Source organism: Bradyrhizobium sp. S3.7.6 (assembly GCF_054061875.1).
In genome coordinates this window covers 7,406,289-7,421,958 of the sequence record NZ_JBSSEQ010000001.1, presented here as the reverse complement: position 1 = coordinate 7,421,958, position 15,670 = coordinate 7,406,289, and the positions used below count along the sequence as shown (strand labels likewise).

Below are 15,670 nucleotides of genomic sequence, written 5' to 3'. Positions count from 1 at the left end.
CATTGAGGCAGGGGGACTACATTTCGATGTCATCCAAGAACCGTCTGGACCCGATTCCGCAGCCGCCGACCAAGCCGGTGGTCGGCAACATGCTGTCGCTGGATTCGGCCGCGCCGGTGCAGCACCTGACCCGGCTTGCCAAGGAGCTCGGGCCGATCTTCTGGCTCGACATGATGGGCTCGCCGATCGTCGTCGTCTCCGGCCACGATCTCGTCGACGAGCTCTCCGACGAGAAGCGCTTCGACAAGACGGTGCGCGGTGCGTTGCGCCGCGTGCGCGCGGTCGGCGGCGACGGCCTTTTCACGGCCGACACCCGCGAGCCGAACTGGAGCAAGGCACACAACATCCTGCTGCAGCCGTTCGGCAATCGCGCCATGCAGTCCTATCACCCGAGCATGGTCGATATCGCCGAGCAGCTCGTCAACAAATGGGAACGGCTCAACGCCGACGACGAGATCGACGTCGTCCATGACATGACCGCGCTGACGCTGGACACGATCGGCCTGTGCGGCTTCGAGTACCGCTTCAATTCCTTCTATCGGCGCGACTATCATCCCTTCGTCGAGTCGCTGGTGCGCTCGCTCGAAACCATCATGATGACGCGCGGCCTGCCGTTCGAGCAGCTCTGGATGCAGAAGCGCCGGAAGACGCTCGCCGAAGACGTCGCCTTCATGAACAAGATGGTCGACGAGATCATCGCCGAGCGCCGCAAGAGCGCCGAAGGGATCGACGACAAGAAGGACATGCTCGCCGCGATGATGACCGGCGTCGACCGTTCGACCGGCGAGCAGCTTGACGACATCAACATCCGCTACCAGATCAACACGTTCCTGATCGCGGGGCACGAGACCACCAGCGGCCTGCTGTCCTACACGCTCTACGCCCTGCTCAAGCACCCGGACATTCTCAAGAAGGCCTACGACGAGGTCGACCGCGTTTTCGGCCCCGACGTCAATGCCAAGCCGACCTACCAGCAGGTGACGCAGCTCACCTACATCACGCAGATCCTCAAGGAAGCTCTGCGGCTGTGGCCGCCGGCGCCGGCCTATGGCATCTCGCCGCTGAACGACGAGACCATCGGCGGCGGCCAGTACAGGCTCAGGAAGGGCACCTTCATCACCATCCTGGTGACGGCGCTGCATCGCGATCCCTCGGTCTGGGGCCCGAATCCAGACGCCTTCGATCCCGAGAATTTCAGCCGCGAGGCGGAGGCCAAGCGGCCGATCAATGCCTGGAAGCCGTTCGGCAACGGCCAGCGCGCCTGCATCGGACGCGGCTTCGCCATGCACGAGGCCGCGCTCGCGCTCGGCATGATCCTCCAGCGCTTCAAGCTGATCGATCACCAGCGCTATCAGATGCATCTGAAGGAAACGCTGACGATGAAGCCGGAAGGCTTCAAGATCAAGGTACGTCCGCGCGCCGATCGCGAGCGCGGCGCTTATGGCGGGCCCATCGCGGCTGCGGTTTCAGCGCCGAGAGCACCGCGTCAGCCGACGGCGCGGCCCGGCCACAACACGCCGATGCTGGTGCTTTACGGCTCCAATCTCGGCACGGCCGAGGAGCTGGCGACGCGCATGGCCGATCTTGCCGAGATCAACGGCTTTGCCGTGCATCTCGGGCCGCTCGACGATTACGTCGGCAAGCTGCCGCAGGAGGGCGGCGTGCTGATCATCTGCGCCTCCTATAACGGTGCGCCGCCTGACAACGCGACGCAGTTCGTCAAATGGCTCGGCGACGATCTGCCGATGGATGCCTTTGCCAATGTGCGCTACGCCGTGTTCGGCTGCGGCAACAGCGATTGGGCGGCAACCTATCAATCGGTGCCGCGCTTCATCGACGAGCAATTGTCGAAGCATGGTGCGCGCGCAGTCTATCCGCGCGGCGAAGGCGATGCGCGCAGCGATCTCGACGGCCAGTTCCAGAAATGGTTCCCTGCGGCCGCGCAGGTTGCCACCAAGGAATTCGGCATCGACTGGAATTTCACCCGCACCGCGGAGGACGATCCGCTCTATGCGATCGAGCCTGTCGCAGTAACCGCCGTCAACACCATCGTGGCCCAGGGCGGTGCTGTCGCGATGAAGGTGCTGGTCAATGACGAGCTTCAGAACAAGTCCGGCGCCAATCCGTCCGAGCGTTCGACGCGCCATATCGAGGTGCAGCTGCCGTCCAACATCACCTACCGCGTCGGCGATCATCTGAGTGTGGTCCCGCGCAATGATCCGACGCTGGTGGATTCGGTTGCCCGTCGCTTCGGCTTCCTGCCGGCGGACCAGATCAGGCTTCAGGTCGCCGAAGGCCGCCGCGCGCAGCTGCCGGTCGGCAATGCCGTCTCGGTCGGACGCCTGCTCAGCGAGTTCGTCGAGCTGCAGCAGGTGGCGACACGGAAGCAGATCCAGATCATGGCCGAGCACACCCGCTGCCCGGTCACCAAGCCTAAGCTGCTGGCCTTCGTTGGCGAGGAGGCCGAGCCGCTCGAGCGTTATCGCACCGAGATTCTGGCCAGGCGCAAATCGGTGTTCGACATGTTGCTCGAATATCCGGCCTGCGAACTGCCGTTCCACGCTTATCTGGAAATGCTCTCGCTGCTGGCGCCGCGTTATTACTCGATCTCGTCGTCGCCGTCGGTCGACCCGGCGCGATGCAGCGTCACGGTCGGCGTGGTCGAAGGGCCGGCCGCCTCCGGGCGCGGTGTCTACAAAGGCATCTGCTCGAATTATCTCTCCAACCGGCGTGCGGGCGATGCGATCTATGCCACCGTGCGCGAGACCAAGGCCGGCTTCCGGCTCCCCGATGAGTCATCCGTGCCGATCATCATGATCGGCCCGGGCACCGGACTGGCGCCGTTCCGCGGCTTCCTCCAGGAGCGCGCTGCGCGCAAGGCGAAGGGCGCCGCGCTCGGTCCGGCCATGCTGTTCTTCGGCTGCCGCCATCCCGACCAGGATTTTCTCTACGCGGAGGAGCTGAAGGGGCTGGCGGCAAGCGGCATCACCGAGCTCTTCACGGCATTCTCGCGTGCAGATGGACCGAAGACCTATGTGCAGCACATGCTTGCCGCGCAGAAGGACAGGGTCTGGCTGCTGATCGAGCAGGGCGCGATCATTTATGTCTGCGGCGATGGCGGCAAGATGGAGCCCGACGTGAAGGCCGCGCTCGTTGCGATCCATCGCGAGAAGAGCGGCAGCGATGCCGCCACGGCTCTGCGCTGGATCGAGGAGATGGGCGCGAAGAACCGCTATGTGCTGGACGTCTGGGCGGGAGGGTGATTGTTCGTCCGATCGTGCTAAAGCTCTCCCATGATTCCCTGGGAAAAGATCGACACCGCCAAAATCCCCGGCTCCGACGAAGAGCTCCGCCTGATGCGGCGCGGCAAGGAGTTCTCCATCAAGCTCGGCACCAACGAGCTGATGAACAATCGCCTGTCGGGCTCTGAGGCCGCGCTCGCAACTCTCGCGGCAAAGCAGATCGAGACGGTCGCAAAACCCGTTGTCCTCATCGGAGGCCTCGGGATGGGCTTTACGCTGCGCGCGGCGCTGACTGTGCTCGGGAGCAAGGCGAAGATCGTGGTCTCCGAGCTCGTGCCGGCGGTGGTCGCCTGGGCGCGCGGCCCGATGGCCGAGGTCTTTGGCGACAGTCTCGATGATGTCAGGGTGAAGATCCGGGAGACTGACGTCGGCGGGATCATCCGCGCGCAGCGGTCGGCCTTCGACGCCATTCTGCTCGACGTCGACAACGGGCCGGAGGGGCTGACCCGGAAGGGCAATAACGCACTCTACAATGCGAGCGGGTTGAAAGCGGCGAAGGTGGCGCTGCGGCCGGGCGGCGTGCTCGCCGTCTGGTCGTCGGGACCCAACCCGGCCTTCACCAAGCGCCTCGGCAGCGCCGGCTTCGATGTGAACGAAGTCAACGTTCGCGCCACCGGACGAGGCGGCGGCGCGCGCCATGTGATCTGGATCGCGAGGAGGAGCTAGGCGGCGATTTGTAGCCCGGATGGAGCGAAGCGAAATCCGGGGCGGTCGATCCGCAAAGAGTGGTCCCGGATTACGCTGCGCTTCATCCGGGCTACGGCTCTAGAACATCGTATTGTTGTTCGCCGGATTTTCCGGGATGTCCTGAACAACGTCCCAGTGTTCGACGATCTTGCCGTTTTCCAGCTTGAAGATATCCACGATCGCGCGGCCCCTGCTGCCGGGCTCGCGAACGGAGTGGACGTGCAGGATGACAAAGTCGCCGTCGACGAATGAGCGCTTGACCTCGCTGTGCGAGCTCGGGAACTTTTCGCGCAGGAAGCCGATGAACTTGCGAAAACCGTCCGGACCATCGGGCGCGTTCGGATTGTGCTGGACATAACGGTTGCCGACATAGGCGAGGGCGGCGTCGGCGTCCTTTTGGTTAAGGCCCTTCTCGTAGAAGGCCAGTACGGCGGCGCGGTTGGCTTCTTCCTGCGCGCTGGCGGCCAGCGCAGCGCCGTTGCCGAGGGACAGCATGAGAATGGAAGCCGCAATCATTGCGACGGACCGGACGATGAGATGCATGTGAGCTCCGAGAGGCCGCAGCCTCTGTCTTGCGATTGAGGAAGGCCTGTATAGCTTTCGCCCCGGCTCGCGTTAAGAGAGTAACCGGAAGCTCACATGGTCACCGCGAGGAGACCGGTCGCGTCTACGCCGCCTGCGCCGCCGCCCCATGAGCGTGTTTGTCGATGGCGCGGATGATGTCGGGCCAGAAGCGCATCGGCAGCGCATGGCCCATGCCGTCGATCATCAATAGCTTTGCGCCGGGAATCGACTCTGCGGTGTCCTTGCCGCCTTCGGGCCGCACCAGCGGATCGACGGTGCCGTGAATGACCAGCGTCGGTGTTTTCACGCCACGCAGCCGCTCCTTGCGGCTGCCGGAGGCGAGTACGGCGCGGAGCTGCCGGCCGACGCCGGCCGGATTGAGGCCGCGTGCGAAGACGCGCTCGGCACGATCGGGGTCGAGCGCTTCCTCTTCCGGAAAGGACCCGGCGCGCAGCACCTTCCAGGTCTCGCCGAAGCGGACGATGAACTCCTCCTTGCTGCGTGGCGGCGGCGCCATCAGCATCGCGGAGGCCTCGCGTGTCGGCGGCGGCACACGCGGATTGCCTGTCGTCGACATGATCGAGGTCAGCGAGCGCACGCGCTCTGGAAACGACAGCGTCACCTCCTGCGCGATCATGCCGCCCATCGAGGCGCCAACCAGATGCGCCGACTTGATGCCGAGCGCATCCATCAGGCCGACCGTGTCCTTCGCCATGTCGATCAGCTTGTAGGTCGCGGCCACGGGAATCCTGAGAAAGCGCAGCTTCAACAGCTCGAGTGGCGTCAGGCGTTTACCGCCCGTCAGATGGCTCGACTTGCCGATGTCGCGATTGTCGAAGCGGATCACGCGAAACCCATGCACGGCGAGCTGCTCGCAGAACGCATCGTCCCAGTGGATCATCTGCGCCCCGAGCCCCATGATCAGCAGCAGCGGCTCGGCATTGTCGTTGCCAAAGATCTCGTAGCAGATGTCGATGCCGTTGGCGCGGATGGTCTGGGGCGGCTGATGGGTGGTCACGGGCGCGTTCCCTCCTGCTGATCGATGCTGTATCGCACGATTTGCCGCCGCAAAGAAGCCGTGTGCGCCGCACCGCGCGACCTGCCGGTTGACCGCTCCCTCGCAACGGTGTGGTATGGCGAAAAAAGAAGGGCATCGCAGCTCTCGATATCAGGAGGACGCCGATGACCGACAAGACCAATGACCCGGTCGCCATGTGGCAGAAGATGGTTGGTGAGATGGAGAAGGGGTTCAACTCCTTCGCCAACCAGGCCATGTCGTCGCCCGAGTTTTCACAGGCGATGAACCGCGCGGGAGGAGTTGCTGCAGGTGCTCAGAAGCAACTCGGCGAGCTCATGGAAAAATATCTGGTCTCCATGAACCTGCCCAGCCGCGATCAGGTCACTGGCCTTGCCGAAAGGTTGCAAGCCATCGAAGGCCAGATCGGTGAGATCAAGTGGATGCTGAGCCAGATGGCGGCACGTTCCGGCGTATCTCAGGGCTCCGATACGGCATTGCGACCGCCGCGCACCAAGCGCCCGCCGTCCGAGGGCGGAGAGCAGACATGAATGCAGCCACCGGACTAGATTTCGCATCGCTCCCTGATCGCATCCAGTCCGAGGTGCAGCGCGCCATCCAGCGCAGCATCAAGGGCGTCGAATATTTTTCGACTTCGGGCCCTTCGCTCGGCTCGACGCCGAAGGACGTGCTGCATTCGCGCGGCACCATGAGCCTCTATCACTACCGGCCGATGTCCGACGAGATCTACCGCGTACCGGTCTTGATCGTGATGGCGACCACCAATCGTGGCTACATCCTCGATCTCGTGCCTGGTCAGAGCTTCATCGAGTTCCTGCTCAAGCGCGGCTACGACGTCTACATGCTGGACTGGAGCGCGCCGCGGCCGGAGGAGAAGAGCCTGCGCATGGAGGACTATGTCCTCGACTTCATCCCGGATTGCGTCCGCCGCGTGCAGGCCGATTCCGGCGAGCAGGACGTCTCCGTGATCGGCTATTGCTTCGGCGGCGTGCTGTCCCTGCTCTATGGCTCGATCCACAAGGACGGGCCGATGAAGAACCTGATCTGCTTCACCACGCCGATCGACTTTCGCGAGATGAAGCTGTTCTCGAATTTCTCCGACCGGCGTTATTTCGACGTCGACCGCCTCGTCGACAGCGTCGGCAACGTGCCGCCGGAGATGATCCTGTCCTCGTTCGAGATGCTGCGCCCGGCCTCGCGCACGGTGAGCCAGATCCAGCTCTGGGAAAACATCTGGAACGACGAGTTCGTGAAATCGTACCGGATGTTCGACCGCTGGGCGACCGACACGCTGCCGCTGGCGGGCGAATATTTCCGCACCATCACCAAGGACCTGATGTGGGACAACAAGCTGTTCAACGACACCATGTCGGTCGGCGGCCGCGCGGCGAAGCTCGAAGACATCAAGGTGCCGTTCCTGCACGCGGTCGCGGAGCACGATCACATCGTGCCGTATGAGGCCGCAAAACACCTGATCGCCAAGATCGGGTCCGAGGACAAGGAAGAGGTGATGCTGAAGGGCGGTCACGTCTCGCTGGTCGCCGGCGCCAATGCGGTGAAGCGGCTGTGGCCGAAACTGGATACCTGGCTGGGGAAGAGATCGACATGAGTGAGCAGCGTTCCTATCCGCGTCAGGTCAAGACCGACGCTGGCGATATCGAGATCCGCCTGATGTCGCCTGCGGACGAGGCCGCGATGCTGGCCTTCGGCAAGGGCCTGCCGACCCATGATCTGTTGTTCCTGCCGCGCAACATCAGCGAGCCGAAGGTGCTCTCGGCCTGGGTCAAGGAGATCGAGCGCGGCGCGATTACCAGCCTGCTCGCGGTCAGGGACGCCAAGGTCGTCGGCTGCGGCACGCTGGTGCGCGATCCGCATTCCTGGTCGCCCCATGTCGGCGAGATCCGGATGGTTGTTTCCCTCGACGTGCGCGGGAAGGGGGTCGGGCGGGCGCTCTCGCAGGAGACCTTTGCGCTCGCGCTCGGCGCCGGCCTGGAAAAGCTTTCGGTCCAGATGACGGTCGACCAGCAGGCGGCGATCGCCCTGTTCGAGAGCCTCGGCTTCAAGGCCGAGGCGCTGCTGCGGGACCATGTCCGGGACGTCGACGGCAAGACCCACGACATTGTCGTGCTCGGCCACAACATCGCACAGGTCCAGGCCCAGATGGAGGCCTATGGCTTGCCGGGAGCCGTCCAGCATTAGGGCGGCCGTCTCGCCTTCCGGGAACCCAACTGGCTAGGGAGGCGCCAAATTGCCTCCCATTAAGGCTGTTCACGATTTCGTGATATCGCAGTGCAATACGAATATTGCATCGCACCATTAATTATGTCATATAAGCCGTGCCCCGGGCCAATGAGGACGGGGTGAGCCCATAGCTCAACCCAATGAGGATGGAGAGAACCCCATGACCACCGAAACCAACACTGCCTTCGAGGGCTTCAAGGACGCTTTCAAGAACATCCAGAACCTGGAAGTTCCCGAGGCCGCCCGCGAGTTCGTCAAGAAGTCCGCCAACACCGCCAAGGACCGTGCTGCCGAGGTGTTCGCTGGCTCCGAGCGCGTGACCGCCGCCGTCGAGAACGCGGTGACCGAGTCCGTCACCGAGGCCGGCAAGATCAGCCGCAACATCCAGCAGGCGATCTACGAGGACGCCGAGGCGTTCTTCGCGGGCATCGACAAGCTCGCGTCCGCCAAGTCGATCAGCGAAGCCGTCGAGATCCAGTCGAGCCTGCTCCGCGCCCGCGGCGAAGTTTTCGTCTCGCGCGCCAAGGCGACCGCCGACTATGTCGGCAAGCTCGCTGCCAACGGTGCGAAGTCCGCTCAGGACAACTTTGCCAAGGTCTACACCAAGACCGCTTGATACGGCACCCTGAGTACAAACTGAAATTTGAGGCCCGCTTCGGCGGGCCTTTGTTTTTTGCGCTGCCGTCATTGCGAGCGAAGCGAAGCAATCCAGTCCGTCTCCGTGGAAAGACTCTGGATTGCTTCGCTTCGCTCGCAATGACGAGTAGGGTGATGCAGTGATGACCCCGCCCGCTACCTTCTCCTTCGACACCCCCGGTGACGCCGAACGCGCGGCGGAGCTTCGCCGCGTCAAAGCACTGGCGACGCTGGTGCTGGCCTCGACGCTTGCCCTGTTCGTCGTTGCGAAATGGCTTCTGCCAGTGCATCCCGTGTTCGGCTTCATCGCGGCCTTCGCAGAAGCCGCGACCATCGGCGGGCTCGCCGACTGGTACGCGGTGGTCGCGCTGTTCAAGCGGCCGCTCGGCCTGCCGATCCCGCACACCGCGATCATCCAGAGCAATCAGGCCCGCATCGCCGACAAGCTCGGCGAGTTCATCCAGGTGCATTTCCTCGAGGCCCGCCCCGTCGAGGCCAAGCTGAGGGAGATCGATTTCGGCTCCTTCGTCGCCGACTGGCTGCGCGACCGCAAGCGCAGCGATGATCTCGCGCGTTTCGCGCTGCGCCTGCTGCCGGAGGCCGTCTCCGCGACGGAAAGCTCGGGTCTGATGACCTTCATCATTCGCCGCATGTCCTCGCAGCTCCAGGCGATCGACCTTGCGCCGCTCGCGGCCGGCACGCTGCGCGGCTTCGTCGCGGAAGGGCGGCATCAGATCCTGTTCGATGATCTCCTGCGCGTGATGCACGAGACGCTGAACCAGACCGAGACGATGGCGATGATCCGCGAGAAGGTGCGCGCGGAGTTGCCGACCCTGCTCAGGCTCTATCGCGCCGACAAGTTTCTGGTGAACAAGATCGTGGCGTCCGCCACGGCTTTTTTCAACGAGGTGCGCAGCGATCCCAAACATCCGTTTCGCGGCGAGTTCGATCGCATGGTGCTGGGCTTCGTCGATCGGCTCGGCACCGATCAGGCCTATATCGATCGTATCGACGGATTGAAGCGCGATCTGCTCGCCCGGCCCGAGCTTGCCGATCTCGCCCGGACCGTCTGGACCAACATGCGCTCCTTCATCGAGCGCAGCGCAAGCGGCGAGACGCAGGTACTGCAGCATCATCTCGCCGGCATGTTCGTCGCCGCGGGTGAGGTGCTCGCCGGCGATGCCGAGCTCCGCGGCGAGATCAACAAGGGCCTGGTGGCGGTGCTGCGCAGCTTCGTTGCGGATCAGAAGAGCGGCGTCTCGACCTTCATTTCCGACCAGGTCAAGGCGTGGGATATGGCGCAGTTGATTTCGCTGATTGAAATCAACATCGGCCGCGACCTGCAATACATCCGCTTCAACGGTTCGTTGATCGGCGGGCTCGCAGGTCTTGCGCTCTACTCCGTAGAATTCCTGCTTCGATGGTTGTGACTTTTGCGTCACGGACGCTGGCATTCACCTGCGGGCCTATTGTCGCCTTGGGCTTCACCCGCTTGAATGTCTGGAACCGGCCGCCTAGCTGATTCATGCTGCGTTGCGGAACGTTCGAGAAGCCGGACTGTTGGAATTCGTACCCATTTGCCGGCATCGCAACCGGTAGCCTTTTCAGCAATTCTGCCCAGGGGACCATTGATGACCGCTACTGCCCAGACGCTGCGTCCGCCGTCCCGTACCTTGATGTTCCTGGAAGGGCGCGCGATCCACGAGTTCGGCGCATTCCTCGGCGCGCTGCCGCTGCTGAGCCTCGCGCCCCGCGGCGATGGGCATCCGGTGCTGGTGTTCCCGGGCCTCGTGGCCTCCGACGCGTCGACGCGCGCGCTGCGCTCCTTTCTGACCAGCAAGGGCTACGCGGCAAGCGGCTGGCGCCAGGGCCGCAACTACGGCCTGCGCGAGGGCGTGCAGCATGCGATGGTCGATCTCGTGCAGGAGCTCAGCGACAAGCATGGCCGCAGGATCAGTCTGGTCGGCTGGAGCCTCGGCGGCCTCTATGCGCGCCAGCTCGCCAAGATGATGCCGGCGCGCGTGCGCCAGGTGATCACGCTCGGCAGCCCCTTCGCGGGCGATCCCCGTTCGACCAATGCCTGGCGCGTCTATGAATGGGCGAGCGGCCGGAAGTCCGACGAGGTCGATCCGCAGTTCGGCGGCGAGCTCGCCGTCCCGCCGCCGGTGCCGACCACCGCCATCTTCAGCCGCACCGACGGCGTCTGCGCCTGGCAGGGCTGTATGGAGAAGACGGGCGCGCAGACCGAGAGCATCGAGGTCGAGAGCAGCCATTGCGGCATGGGCCATCATCCCGCCGCCGTCTATGCGGTCGCCGACCGCCTCGCGCAGAAGGAAGGCCAGTGGCGGCCGTTCGACCGCAGCGGCTGGCGCAGCATGGTCTATCCCGATCCGCATCGGTAAGCGCGGCCTGCATGGTTCGAGACGCGCGGCTTTGCCGCGCTCCTCACCATGAGGACTGAGAGCTAGTGATGCGGCGCGAAAGCGATCAGACCTCATCCTGAGGAGGCGCGAAGGGCCGTCTCGAAGGATCGAGCCCGGCTCTCGCTTTGATTGTAGCTCCCGTCCATTGTCGCGCCCGCACCAAACGCGCTATGCCTCGCGCATGGCGCATCCATTGTCCCGCATCATCGACCAGCTCAAGCGTGAGCCGTCACGCACGGGCTCCATCGTCATCACCGTGTTTGGCGACGCGATCGTGCCGCGCGGCGGCTCGGTGTGGCTCGGCACGCTGTTGGAGTTCTTCGAGAGTGTGGACATCGATAGCGGCGTGGTGCGCACCGCGATGTCACGCCTTGCTGCCGATGGCTGGCTGACACGCGAAAAGGTTGGCCGGAACAGTTTTTATCGCCTGGCCGATAAAGGAAGTCAGACCTTCGAGGCCGCCACGCGCCACATCTACGATCCGCCATCGTCGGACTGGACCGGGCGTTTCGAGCTGCTCCTGATCGGCAACGGGGAGGATCGCGACGTCTCGCGCGAAGCGCTGCGCAACGCCGGCTTCGGCAGTCCGCTGCCCGGCGTGTGGGTCGCGCCATCAGGTGTGCCGGTGCCGGACGAGGCTGGCGGGGCAATCCGTCTCGAAGTCTCGGCTGAGGATGACAGCGGGCGCCGTCTGCTCAGCGCGAGCTGGCCGCTGGACCGCACCGCAGACGCCTATCTGAAATTCATGAAGACGTTCGAGCCGCTCCGTGCCGCTATCGCGCGCGGTGCGGATCTGTCCGAGGCCGACGCCTTCACCGCGCGCATCCTGCTGATCCACTATTACCGCCGTGTTGTGTTGCGCGATCCGCTGCTGCCCGAGAGCTTGCTGCCGGGCGACTGGCCCGGCAGGGCAGCACGTGAACTCTGCGGCGAGGTCTATCGCGCGCTGCTTGCGCCGTCGGAACAATGGCTTGATAGCCATGGAACCAATGAGAAGGGGCCACTGCCGCCGGCTCGAAAGCTCCTGGAGCGGCGGTTCGAGGCCTGATTTATATGTTACAGAAATATCTTGCATGACGTAATTTTTGTTATATATTGCCTCCCAATAAACGGGAGGATGCGCATGTATACCCAGGCGCTGAATACGGCCGAGACTGACGATCGCGGTCTCGAGGATGCGGCGAAGGCTGCGCAGTTCCAGGCCCGCATTGATGCCGAGGAGCGCATCGAGCCGAACGACTGGATGCCGGCGGCCTATCGCAAGACGCTCACCCGCCAGATCTCCCAGCACGCCCATTCCGAAATCGTCGGCATGCTGCCTGAGGGCAACTGGATCACGCGCGCGCCGACCTTGCGCCGCAAGGCGGCGCTGCTGGCCAAGGTGCAGGACGAGTGCGGCCACGGGCTCTATCTCTATGCCGCCGCCGAGACGCTCGGTACGTCGCGCGAAGAGCTGGTCGACGCGATGCTCACCGGCAAGGCCAAATATTCCTCGATCTTCAATTATCCGACGCTGACCTGGGCCGACATCGGCACCATCGGCTGGCTGGTCGACGGCGCCGCGATCATGAACCAGATCCCGCTGTGTCGTTGCTCCTATGGCCCGTACGCACGCGCGATGATCCGCGTCTGCAAGGAGGAGTCCTTCCACCAGCGCCAGGGCTACGAGATCATGCTGACGCTGTGCCGCGGCTCGGATGAGCAGAAGGCGATGGCGCAGGACGCGCTGAACCGCTGGTGGTGGCCGGTGCTGATGATGTTCGGTCCGCCCGATGCGACGAGCCAGCACAGCGACACATCGACGAAGTGGAAGATCAAGCGCTTCTCCAATGACGAGCTGCGCCAGAAGTTCGTCGATGCCACCGTGCCGCAGGCGCAATATCTCGGCCTCGCCATCCCCGATCCCGGCATGACGCGGGACGCCGAAGGGCACTGGCGCTACAGCGAGATCGACTGGACCGAATTCAAGCAGGTGCTCGCCGGCAACGGCCCGTGCAACCGCGATCGGCTTGCCGCGCGTCGCAAGGCGCACGATGAGGGCGCCTGGGTGCGCGAGGCGGCAGCTAGCTATGCCGCAAAGCGCGCGCAGCGTCAGACCGCACAAGCCGCGGAATAAGGAGATCACGATGGCCACGCCGAACACACCGCTGTGGGAAGTCTTCATTCGCAGCCGCAACGGGCTCGCGCACAAGCATGTCGGCTCGCTGCATGCGAATGACGCCACCATGGCCCTGCAGGCCGCGCGCGACATCTACACCCGCCGCGGCGAGGGCCTGTCGATCTGGGTCGTGCCGTCGACCGCGATCACCGCGAGCGATCCCGCCGAGAAGGACATGATGTTCGAGCCAGCGGAATCGAAGATCTACCGGCATCCGACGTTCTACGAGGTGCCTGAGGAAGTGGGGCACATGTGATGCTTGTGGCCAACATCCAGGTCTCCGAAACGCCGCTGGTGCTCTACGCGTTGCGCCGCGCCGACGATGCGCTGATTCTCGGTCATCGTCTGTCGGAATGGTGCGGACATGCGCCGATGCTGGAAGAGGACATGGCGCTCTCCAACATCGCGCTCGATCTGATCGGCCAGGCGCGTGAACTCTACACCTACGCAGCCAAAGCCGAAGGCAAGGACAACAACGAGGACAAGCTCGCCTATTTGCGCGACGTCAGGCAGTACCGCAACCTGCTGCTGGTCGAACAGCCGAATGGCGACTTTGCCCAGACCCTGGTGCGGCAGTTCTTCTATTCCGCCTTCGCCGACCTCTATTGGCGCGCGATGATGAATTCGCGCGATACGACGCTCGCGGCCATTGCCGCCAAGTCCGAGAAGGAGAGCGCTTATCATCTGCGCCACGCCTCGGAATGGATCATTCGGCTTGGCGACGGTACCGGCGAGAGTCACGCCAGGGCGCAGGCCGCGATCGATCATCTCTGGGCCTTCACCGGAGAGATGTTTGCCGTCGACGAAGGCGAACGCGCTTTGATCCATGCCGGCATCGCTGTGGATCCCGGCACCTTGCGCGGCCGCTGGCTGACAACGTTGTCTGACGTCGTTGGTGAAGCAACGCTCAGGTTGCCGCAGAATGACTGGATGCAGCAGGGCGGCCGCGTGGGCCGCCACAGCGAGCATCTCGGTCATCTCCTGTCCGAGCTTCAGTCGATGCAGCGTACATTTCCGGGGCAGACATGGTGACGGTGCTCGAGCGCGACAGCGAGCTGCGCCGGCGCGCCTGGGATGCCGCGGCGAGCGTCGTTGACCCTGAAATCCCGGTGCTGACCATCGCCGATCTCGGCGTGCTCCGTGATGTCGTTCTCGATGGCGATCATGTCGAGGTCGCGATCACCCCGACTTACTCGGGCTGCCCGGCCATGAACATGATCGCGTTCGAGATCGAGCTTGCGTTGGAACGCGCCGGTTTTCGCCAGCCGAAAGTGCGCACCGTGCTGTCGCCGGCCTGGACCACCGACTGGATGAGCGAAGAGGGGCGCCGCAAGCTGCACGCCTACGGCATCGCGCCACCGCAGGCGTCAAGCTCTCGCCGCGCGCTGTTCGGCGAGCAGGCCGTTGCGTGCCCGCAATGCGGCTCTGACAAGACCGAGCTTCTGTCCGAATTCGGCTCGACCTCCTGCAAGGCGTTGTGGCGCTGCAAGGCCTGCCGCGAACCCTTCGATTATTTCAAGTGTCATTGATCATGTCCGCAGCCGCACCGCGCTTTCATCGCCTGACCGTCAACGACCTCCGCCGCGAGGCGGCCGACGCGGTGTCGATGACCTTTGCGGTCCCCGGCGAACTCGCGGGCGATTACGCTTTCGCGCCCGGCCAGTACCTCACGCTCCGCACCATGCTCGATGGCGAGGAAGTCCGGCGCTCCTATTCGATCTGCTCGGGTCCTGACGATGGCGAGATCCGCATTGCCGTGAAGAAGGTCGATGGCGGAGCATTTTCGAACTGGGCGGCGGATGAACTCAAATGCGGCGACGAGCTCGACGTCATGACGCCGACCGGACGCTTCGGCGTGATCCCGCCGGCAGATAGCGGACGCATCCATGTCGGCTTTGCCGCAGGCTCCGGCATCACGCCGATCCTGTCGATCGTCAAGGGCGTGCTCGCGCGCGAGGCGGACAGCCGCTTCTTCCTGTTCTACGGCAACCGCGCCACCGACAACATCATGTTCCTGGAGGCACTCGAGGAGCTCAAGGACCGCTTCATCGATCGCCTCTCGATCTTCCACGTCATCTCCGGCGAGGAGCAGGACATCCCGATCCTGCATGGCCGACTCGATGGCGACAAGGTGAGGGTGTTGCTGCGCTCGCTGGTGCCGGCCGCGAGTGTCGATCATATCTTCATCTGTGGCCCCCTTGGCATGAGCGAGGAGATCGAGGCGACCTGCCGCGATCTCGGTATCGCGGAAGAGCGCATCCACGTGGAGCGCTTCGTCTCCGAATTCGGCGGCAAGCCGCGACCGAAGAAGATCGTTGCACCCGACGCGCCGCCGAAGGCGATCGCCTCGCTGATCATCGACGGCAAGCGCCGCGACGTGCCGGTCGCCGAAGATGAGGCGATCCTCGATGCCGCGCTGCGCGCCGGCGTGTCGATCTGCCCTTCGCCTGCAAGGGCGGCATGTGCTCGACCTGCCGCGCCAAGCTGGTCGAGGGCGAGGCGCCGATGGACGTCAACTATTCGCTGGAGCCCTGGGAGTTGAAGGCCGGCTTCGTCCTTACCTGCCAGGCGAAGCCGTCGTCGGAGCGGGTCGTGGTCGATTACGATCACGTTTGACAGTTAT

General features: G+C 64.0%; 15 protein-coding genes and 1 pseudogene. 14 read left to right on the top strand and 2 right to left on the bottom strand.

Annotation, left to right across the window (positions count from 1 at the left end):
- The first annotated feature begins 26 nt into the window (after positions 1-26).
- Both ACVJ5M_RS35975 and ACVJ5M_RS35970 read left to right on the top strand, forming a co-directional pair.
- Positions 27-3,263 (top strand): bifunctional cytochrome P450/NADPH--P450 reductase, encoded by a 3,237-nt coding sequence (locus ACVJ5M_RS35975; protein WP_063984741.1) that lies wholly within the window; start codon positions 27-29, stop codon positions 3,261-3,263.
- Positions 3,264-3,293: 30 nt separating this feature from the next.
- The gene (locus ACVJ5M_RS35970) at positions 3,294-3,968 is read left to right on the top strand and encodes a spermidine synthase family protein (protein WP_063984740.1); all 675 of its coding nucleotides are present in this window, start codon (positions 3,294-3,296) and stop codon (positions 3,966-3,968) included.
- A 99-nt stretch (positions 3,969-4,067) separates the two neighbouring features.
- Here the strand turns inward: ACVJ5M_RS35970 and ACVJ5M_RS35965 are convergent, their stop codons facing one another.
- Positions 4,068-4,532, bottom strand: a complete 465-nt coding sequence (locus ACVJ5M_RS35965) for a nuclear transport factor 2 family protein (protein ID WP_063984739.1) — start codon at positions 4,530-4,532, stop codon at positions 4,068-4,070.
- Between the two features lie 124 nt (positions 4,533-4,656).
- Positions 4,657-5,571 carry an alpha/beta fold hydrolase gene (locus ACVJ5M_RS35960; protein WP_063984738.1) on the bottom strand — a complete coding sequence of 305 codons (915 nt, stop codon included), beginning with the start codon at positions 5,569-5,571 and terminating at the stop codon, positions 4,657-4,659.
- 164 nt (positions 5,572-5,735) lie between these two features.
- Between ACVJ5M_RS35960 and ACVJ5M_RS35955 the strand changes: the two genes are divergently transcribed.
- The 12 genes and pseudogenes from ACVJ5M_RS35955 (at position 5,736) to paaE (ending at position 15,663) form a co-directional block, all read left to right on the top strand.
- The gene (locus tag ACVJ5M_RS35955) at positions 5,736-6,119 is read left to right on the top strand and encodes a hypothetical protein (protein WP_063984737.1); all 384 of its coding nucleotides are present in this window, start codon (positions 5,736-5,738) and stop codon (positions 6,117-6,119) included.
- Positions 6,116-7,198 (top strand): PHA/PHB synthase family protein, encoded by a 1,083-nt coding sequence (locus ACVJ5M_RS35950; protein WP_063984736.1) that lies wholly within the window; start codon positions 6,116-6,118, stop codon positions 7,196-7,198. Before ACVJ5M_RS35955 ends, ACVJ5M_RS35950 begins: the two co-directional genes overlap by 4 nt.
- Positions 7,195-7,788: a GNAT family N-acetyltransferase gene (locus ACVJ5M_RS35945; RefSeq protein WP_063984735.1), complete on the top strand. Its 594-nt coding sequence runs from the start codon at positions 7,195-7,197 to the stop codon at positions 7,786-7,788. The genes ACVJ5M_RS35950 and ACVJ5M_RS35945 overlap by 4 nt, the downstream gene beginning before the upstream one ends.
- A gap of 202 nt (positions 7,789-7,990) precedes the next feature.
- Entirely contained in the window at positions 7,991-8,446 is a 456-nt protein-coding gene (locus ACVJ5M_RS35940) for a phasin (protein ID WP_063984734.1), read from the top strand.
- A 163-nt stretch (positions 8,447-8,609) separates the two neighbouring features.
- Positions 8,610-9,896, top strand: a complete 1,287-nt coding sequence (locus ACVJ5M_RS35935; protein ID WP_063984733.1) for a DUF445 domain-containing protein — start codon at positions 8,610-8,612, stop codon at positions 9,894-9,896.
- A 201-nt stretch (positions 9,897-10,097) separates the two neighbouring features.
- Positions 10,098-10,868: an esterase/lipase family protein gene (locus ACVJ5M_RS35930; RefSeq protein ID WP_063984732.1), complete on the top strand. Its 771-nt coding sequence runs from the start codon at positions 10,098-10,100 to the stop codon at positions 10,866-10,868.
- A gap of 202 nt (positions 10,869-11,070) precedes the next feature.
- Positions 11,071-11,937, top strand: coding sequence for a phenylacetic acid degradation operon negative regulatory protein PaaX (paaX, locus tag ACVJ5M_RS35925; RefSeq protein WP_063986563.1), 867 nt, complete (start codon positions 11,071-11,073; stop codon positions 11,935-11,937).
- 75 nt (positions 11,938-12,012) lie between these two features.
- Positions 12,013-13,005, top strand: coding sequence for a 1,2-phenylacetyl-CoA epoxidase subunit PaaA (gene paaA / locus ACVJ5M_RS35920; protein ID WP_063986562.1), 993 nt, complete (start codon positions 12,013-12,015; stop codon positions 13,003-13,005).
- 10 nt (positions 13,006-13,015) lie between these two features.
- Positions 13,016-13,303: a 1,2-phenylacetyl-CoA epoxidase subunit PaaB gene (gene paaB, locus ACVJ5M_RS35915; RefSeq protein WP_354099384.1), complete on the top strand. Its 288-nt coding sequence runs from the start codon at positions 13,016-13,018 to the stop codon at positions 13,301-13,303.
- Positions 13,303-14,079 (top strand): 1,2-phenylacetyl-CoA epoxidase subunit PaaC, encoded by a 777-nt coding sequence (paaC, locus tag ACVJ5M_RS35910; protein WP_063984731.1) that lies wholly within the window; start codon positions 13,303-13,305, stop codon positions 14,077-14,079. Before paaB ends, paaC begins: the two co-directional genes overlap by 1 nt.
- Positions 14,073-14,576 (top strand): 1,2-phenylacetyl-CoA epoxidase subunit PaaD, encoded by a 504-nt coding sequence (gene paaD, locus ACVJ5M_RS35905; protein ID WP_063984730.1) that lies wholly within the window; start codon positions 14,073-14,075, stop codon positions 14,574-14,576. Before paaC ends, paaD begins: the two co-directional genes overlap by 7 nt.
- Positions 14,577-14,578: 2 nt before the next feature.
- Positions 14,579-15,663 (top strand): annotated as a pseudogene (gene paaE / locus ACVJ5M_RS35900) (1,2-phenylacetyl-CoA epoxidase subunit PaaE).
- Positions 15,664-15,670: the final 7 nt, after the last annotated feature.

Excerpts from the sequence above, each read along its gene's own strand:
- ACVJ5M_RS35975 (WP_063984741.1), top strand. The coding sequence starts at position 27 with ATGTCATCCAAGAACCGTCTGGACCCGATTCCGCAGCCGCCGACCAAG.
- ACVJ5M_RS35970 (WP_063984740.1), top strand. The coding sequence starts at position 3,294 with ATGATTCCCTGGGAAAAGATCGACACCGCCAAAATCCCCGGCTCCGAC.
- ACVJ5M_RS35965 (WP_063984739.1), bottom strand. The coding sequence starts at position 4,532 with ATGCATCTCATCGTCCGGTCCGTCGCAATGATTGCGGCTTCCATTCTC.
- ACVJ5M_RS35955 (WP_063984737.1), top strand. The coding sequence starts at position 5,736 with ATGACCGACAAGACCAATGACCCGGTCGCCATGTGGCAGAAGATGGTT.
- ACVJ5M_RS35950 (WP_063984736.1), top strand. The coding sequence starts at position 6,116 with ATGAATGCAGCCACCGGACTAGATTTCGCATCGCTCCCTGATCGCATC.
- ACVJ5M_RS35945 (WP_063984735.1), top strand. The coding sequence starts at position 7,195 with ATGAGTGAGCAGCGTTCCTATCCGCGTCAGGTCAAGACCGACGCTGGC.
- ACVJ5M_RS35940 (WP_063984734.1), top strand. The coding sequence starts at position 7,991 with ATGACCACCGAAACCAACACTGCCTTCGAGGGCTTCAAGGACGCTTTC.
- ACVJ5M_RS35935 (WP_063984733.1), top strand. The coding sequence starts at position 8,610 with ATGACCCCGCCCGCTACCTTCTCCTTCGACACCCCCGGTGACGCCGAA.
- ACVJ5M_RS35930 (WP_063984732.1), top strand. The coding sequence starts at position 10,098 with ATGACCGCTACTGCCCAGACGCTGCGTCCGCCGTCCCGTACCTTGATG.
- paaX (WP_063986563.1), top strand. The coding sequence starts at position 11,071 with ATGGCGCATCCATTGTCCCGCATCATCGACCAGCTCAAGCGTGAGCCG.
- paaA (WP_063986562.1), top strand. The coding sequence starts at position 12,013 with ATGTATACCCAGGCGCTGAATACGGCCGAGACTGACGATCGCGGTCTC.
- paaB (WP_354099384.1), top strand. The coding sequence starts at position 13,016 with ATGGCCACGCCGAACACACCGCTGTGGGAAGTCTTCATTCGCAGCCGC.
- paaC (WP_063984731.1), top strand. The coding sequence starts at position 13,303 with ATGCTTGTGGCCAACATCCAGGTCTCCGAAACGCCGCTGGTGCTCTAC.
- paaD (WP_063984730.1), top strand. The coding sequence starts at position 14,073 with ATGGTGACGGTGCTCGAGCGCGACAGCGAGCTGCGCCGGCGCGCCTGG.